Below are 5,056 nucleotides of genomic sequence, written 5' to 3' on the forward strand. Positions count from 1 at the left end.
ATTATACGAACAAACTATAGATGAACCGAAAGAACATCGACTAATGCATCAATATGATCTTTGCGTGTATTTAACGCAGGAATGTATCCAAATTCTTTACCGCCAGCATTAATAAAATAACCGCGATTTTCATCATCAATCTCTTCAATTGTCTCTAAACAGTCAGCTGCAAAGCCTGGACATACAACTTGAACACTCTCAACACCAGAACCTGCAAAAGACTCAAGCGTATCTTTAGTATAAGGCTTGGTCCATTCCTCTCTGCCAAAAATTGACTGAAAGCTTACCTGCCATTGGTCATCACGTAAATTAAGCGATTTAGCCAGTAGATCGGCCGTTTGCATGCAGTGTTGATAGTAAATGTCGCCATTATCGATATAGCGCTGTGGAATACCATGGAACGAAATAAGCAATTTATCAGCCACGCCGTGCTTAACTTGATACTCTCTAATAGAGTTATTTAAAGCTTGAATGTAGCTTTGATTTTGGTAGTATTTATCAATAAACACAATTTCAGGCTGCTCTAACCAAGTATCTAGCTCCACATTGATCGCATCTAGAGTTGAAAGTGTTGTGGTTTTTGAGTATTGTGGATAAAGTGGCAAAACAACTACTTTATCGCATCCCTTGTCTTTTAACTTATTCAGTGCCTGAGAAATGGAAGGCTTACCATAGCGCATACCCATTTCAAATTCTAGCTCTATATTCTCTATATTGTCTCTCTGTAGCGCTTTTTTAACGCCAGATAATTGCGCTTTAGTAATATTCAGTAAAGGTGATCCAGGACCAAAACTATCCCAAATTTTGGCATAATTAAGCGCAGATTTTGCAGGTCTAACGTTCAAAATTACCAAGTTTAAAGCCAGCCACCAGACAAGCTTATTGGGTGGATCAACCACTCTAGGGTCAGATAAAAATTCAGACAAATATCGCTTTAAAGCAGGCTTTGTAGGTTCATCAGGCGTGCCTAAATTGGTGAGTAAAATGCCAGTTTTCACGTCATCTTACCTAGATTGGTATCGATAAAATCACGCACAAAATCGGACGTTTTTACCGAATGAAAACGATCCACTTCTTCACCATTAATAAAGGCTATAACCGTTGGAAATCCACGAACACTATAGCGCCCAGCAATTTTCATATTTTCATCTTCAGCTTCAATTTTGGTCAGTAAAAATTCAGTTTCATTGAATTCTAAAGCAACAGAAGTGATTATTGGTTCCAAAATATTACAAGGACCACACCACTCAGCTGAAATATCCAAAACCACCAGGCGCTTAAAAGACTCTTCTAAAACCAGCTTGTCAAATGACTCAATATTAACTTCTAGGGCAGACATACAGATTATCGCCTTAACGTGTTTAAGTTAAAATGACGGTGCTTATTTCTATTAAAAACAAAGAATAGGGCTAGCAGTAAAATACCCGAAATCAAAATACCAGTGTAAATCCAATTAATATTTAAATTGGCCATTGATGTAACTTGGGTAACGTCGGTATTAATCCTTTCAGCCCTTTCTGGGGTTGTGTTATCAGCGCTAGATTTAATCACTTTTTTAGAGTGAATTAAGATTGAATTTTCCAGTGTTAAGTCGTTAATTGACTTGTTTAATATAACAATTGTATTGGCTAATTGTGCACTAGTTTGCTTTAAAGCAAGTAGCTCTCGTTCAGTATTGAGTAATTTTACTGTTAATTTCCTAACCTCTGAGTTGGTAATATTTTCTTGATTATGTACAACATTAAACGGCCTTTCACTTGTCAAACTAGAAGATAAAATCCAGCCATTAATATCACTTATAGCAACCAAAGACCAGCCAGAATAATGCATGGTCAAACGCTGCAAAGATTGACCTTTATTGACAATTTTTAAAATATTTTGATTATCCGTCTCAGACTTACTAGAACGAATTTCACTATGATTGTTAACAACAAAAACAGTTGGATTTGCCCAAAGGTTGACACTTATTAATAATGAAAAAATTAGTAATAATTTAACTTTCATATTGAAAAACTAAAAAATAAATAAAAAGTAGCCATAGTATAAGCTGAAAACAACAAAAAACTAAAAAATAAGCCTAAAAATAGATAAAATCATTAAAAATCAATGGGTTATGCTATTAAAATTAGATTACTCATATTTGAACTATTTAAACCTTAGCCAGCCATCAGCCTTATTTTTATAAAAAAATAGCTTAAATCTAAAATTTGAGAATATCCATTAAAAATCAGACTGAAAATGGATTTTTTTGTATTTTTTTAAACAAATACACCTAGTCTGATTTGGCTCGTACAAATTTACTGGTTAGTCGGTATTTTTGTTTTGGGCTTTTTGGCTTTTCTGGAATGGTTCGTTCAAAAAATTCACAATCCAGTAAAGGATTTAAAATATCATTCTTAAATCGAGTCTTGTGAGTGCGTTTTAAAATTTTCATTAGCTCTTCGGCACTACTTTCTAACTTGCATTTTTTTAGAATTTCAACTTGGTCCGAGCTTATTTTTTCCGAATTACAACTTAGTCCATTCTTGGTACTTGATGTATCTACAACTACTGGTGTAACGGTGTTTTCTTTAAAATCAAAACCCTGTTGTTCTGAAGAATTGGTAATAGAATTATTACGCTTTAACTCCTCATTCAAACCCTTAATTTTGTCAGAATTTTCTACGATTGTTGATTTTTTGCTTTTCCCAAACCAGGCCATTGTGTCAAATTGTTTTAAAGATTGAAATTAAGTTTACCAAAAAAATCCCCACGTTAGTCGTGAGGATTAGATTATTAACGCTTAAACAGGCTTTAGAGTGTTACTGGGTTAGTATTTGATCTAAAAACGTCTGTAATCTTTCGGATTCAGGGTTGTCGAAGAATTTATCAGGCGTATTTTGCTCAATAACTTGGCCTACATCCATGAAAATTACTCGATCTGCGACCTTTTTAGCAAAACCCATCTCATGAGTAACACAAACCATTGTAATACCCTCTTTGGCAAGCTCGATCATCACATCCAAAACCTCTGAAATCATTTCAGGATCAAGTGCTGATGTAGGCTCATCAAATAGCATAATTTTAGGAGAGGTGCATAGTGCTCTTGCAATAGCAACACGCTGCTGTTGACCACCAGAAAGTTGATTTGGATACTTCTCAGCTTGGTCCTTAATACCAACTCTATCTAGTAGCTTCAGGGCTTTCTCTCTTGCTTCTTGCCTAGTCTCGTTATGCACCCAAATTGGCGCCAAGGTTAGGTTATTAATAATACTCAGGTGCGGAAACAAGTTGAAATGTTGAAATACCATAGACACTTCTGATCGTATTTGTCTGATTTTTTTAACATCATCTGTAAGCTCTGTTCCGTCTACAGTGATAGACCCTTCTTGAAACTTCTCAAGAAAGTTAACGCAACGGATTAAAGTAGATTTACCACTGCCTGATGGGCCGCAAATAACAATGATCTCACCCTCTTTAACGTTTAAATCAATATTTTTAAGGGCATGGAAGTCGCCATACCACTTATTCAGCCCTTTTATTTCAATAATATTGCAACAATCTTTTTCGCCTATTTCTTTATTTATTAATTCGCTCATTTTTTACCTACCTGTGTTCAGTGCTAAAACGCACTTCTAATCTTTTTGAATAACGACTCATTAAATATAAAATCACCCAGATAACCATGGCAACAAATACGTAGCCTTCAGTTTCTCTGCCTAGCCAGCTAGAGTTGCTGCTGGCTGCACCTACAATCGCCAACATATCAAACAGTCCAATAATCAGTAGCAAGGTTGTATCTTTAAATAATGCGATAAACGAACCAACAATATTAGGGATAGAAATCTTAAGCGCCTGTGGCAAAATAATAAGAATTGTTTTTTGCATAAAACTAAGACCTGCAGCATCGGCAGCTTCATATTGCCCCTTAGGAATAGCCTGCAAACCACCGCGAATCACTTCCGCTATATAGGCTGTTTGAAACAAGGTTATACCAATTAAAGCTCTAAGCAGCTTGTCAAAATCCATACCTGCAGAGAAAAACAACGGCAACACAACGGATGCCATAAATAAAATAGTAATAAGCGGAACGCCACGTACAAATTCGATATATATCACTGAAATAAATTTCACAACGCGCATTTCAGATTGTCGCCCCAAGGCAAATAAAATACCTAATGGAAAGGAGGCGATAATACCAATAGCAGCAACTACAACAGTCAGTGTAAGTCCGCCCCATTTGTCAGTTTCAACGATTTCTAGGCCTAGTCCTCCGTATAGCAACACAAAAGCAACAACAGGATATATCAAAAAAGAACCGATAATATAATGCGCTCTGTATTGTGATTTTTTAATTAGCGATCCAAATATAACCAGAACTGCAATAAGGCCGAACATGGTATTAACACGCCACAGTTCTTCTTCTGGATAAAACCCGTAAATAAACATTTTAAGATTGGCATTAATAAAGGACCAGCATGCACCCTCTCGGCCACAAGACTGGTTATCTGCAGTCAAATCAAAATTAGCATCAAAAATTGTCCAATTTAAAATCGGTGGCAGAAGTAAGTAGATAACATATAACGCAACAAAAGTAAGTGCCGCATTAGATATAGATGAGAACAAGTTATCTTTTAGCCATGCAATGGCCTTGGTTTGCGATTTAGGCGGTGTTCTTGTTTCTTTTAACGGGTAGATTGCCATAATAGTTACTTGCCCTTAATTTGCATTTTCTTGTTAAAAATATTCAAGATTAATGATATGACAAGGGATATTGTTAAATACACCAACATCGTCAATATAATAATCTCAATCGCTTGGCCAACTACATTTAAGACCGTTCCTGAGAATATGGTCACTAACTCTGTATAGCCGACTGCCGCCGCTAAAGAAGAGTTCTTAGTAAGATTTAAGTATTGGTTAATAATCGGTGGTATGGCCACTCTTAGCGCTTGTGGCAATACTACCTGTCTTAGTGCTTGTGTCTGTGTTAAACCCATTGCTGCTGCTGCTTCTTTCTGCCCTTTATCTACAGACTCAATGCCAGAGCGAATAGCTTCAGCAATATAAGTAGCGG

At 36.1% G+C, this 5,056-nt stretch carries 7 protein-coding genes; all 7 read right to left on the bottom strand.

The genetic code is table 11. The features are described 5' to 3' along the window. Window positions 1-14: 14 nt before the first annotated feature. Window positions 15-998 carry a ferrochelatase gene (gene hemH / locus BTHERMOSOX_RS09140; protein WP_138120777.1) on the bottom strand — a complete coding sequence of 328 codons (984 nt, stop codon included), beginning with the start codon at window positions 996-998 and terminating at the stop codon, window positions 15-17. Beyond that, a complete protein-coding gene (locus tag BTHERMOSOX_RS09145) occupies window positions 995-1,339 on the bottom strand; it encodes a thioredoxin family protein (protein WP_138120779.1) in 345 nt (114 codons plus the stop codon). The genes hemH and BTHERMOSOX_RS09145 overlap by 4 nt, the downstream gene beginning before the upstream one ends. A 5-nt stretch (window positions 1,340-1,344) precedes the next feature. Continuing rightward, window positions 1,345-2,004, bottom strand: a complete 660-nt coding sequence (locus BTHERMOSOX_RS09150; RefSeq protein ID WP_138120781.1) for an SH3 domain-containing protein — start codon at window positions 2,002-2,004, stop codon at window positions 1,345-1,347. A gap of 268 nt (window positions 2,005-2,272) precedes the next feature. Continuing rightward, window positions 2,273-2,701, bottom strand: coding sequence for a Fic family protein (locus BTHERMOSOX_RS09155; RefSeq protein ID WP_138120783.1), 429 nt, complete (start codon window positions 2,699-2,701; stop codon window positions 2,273-2,275). A 100-nt stretch (window positions 2,702-2,801) separates the two neighbouring features. Continuing rightward, a complete protein-coding gene (locus tag BTHERMOSOX_RS09160) occupies window positions 2,802-3,578 on the bottom strand; it encodes an amino acid ABC transporter ATP-binding protein (protein WP_283204853.1) in 777 nt (258 codons plus the stop codon). A 7-nt stretch (window positions 3,579-3,585) separates the two neighbouring features. Beyond that, window positions 3,586-4,683 carry an amino acid ABC transporter permease gene (locus BTHERMOSOX_RS09165; RefSeq protein WP_138120785.1) on the bottom strand — a complete coding sequence of 366 codons (1,098 nt, stop codon included), beginning with the start codon at window positions 4,681-4,683 and terminating at the stop codon, window positions 3,586-3,588. A gap of 5 nt (window positions 4,684-4,688) precedes the next feature. Then, a partial coding sequence (locus BTHERMOSOX_RS09170; RefSeq protein ID WP_138120786.1) for an ABC transporter permease subunit occupies window positions 4,689-5,056 on the bottom strand: 368 nt, incomplete at its 5' end.

This window comes from Bathymodiolus heckerae thiotrophic gill symbiont, from assembly GCF_900128515.1.
Taxonomy (GTDB): domain Bacteria; phylum Pseudomonadota; class Gammaproteobacteria; order PS1; family Pseudothioglobaceae; genus Thioglobus_A.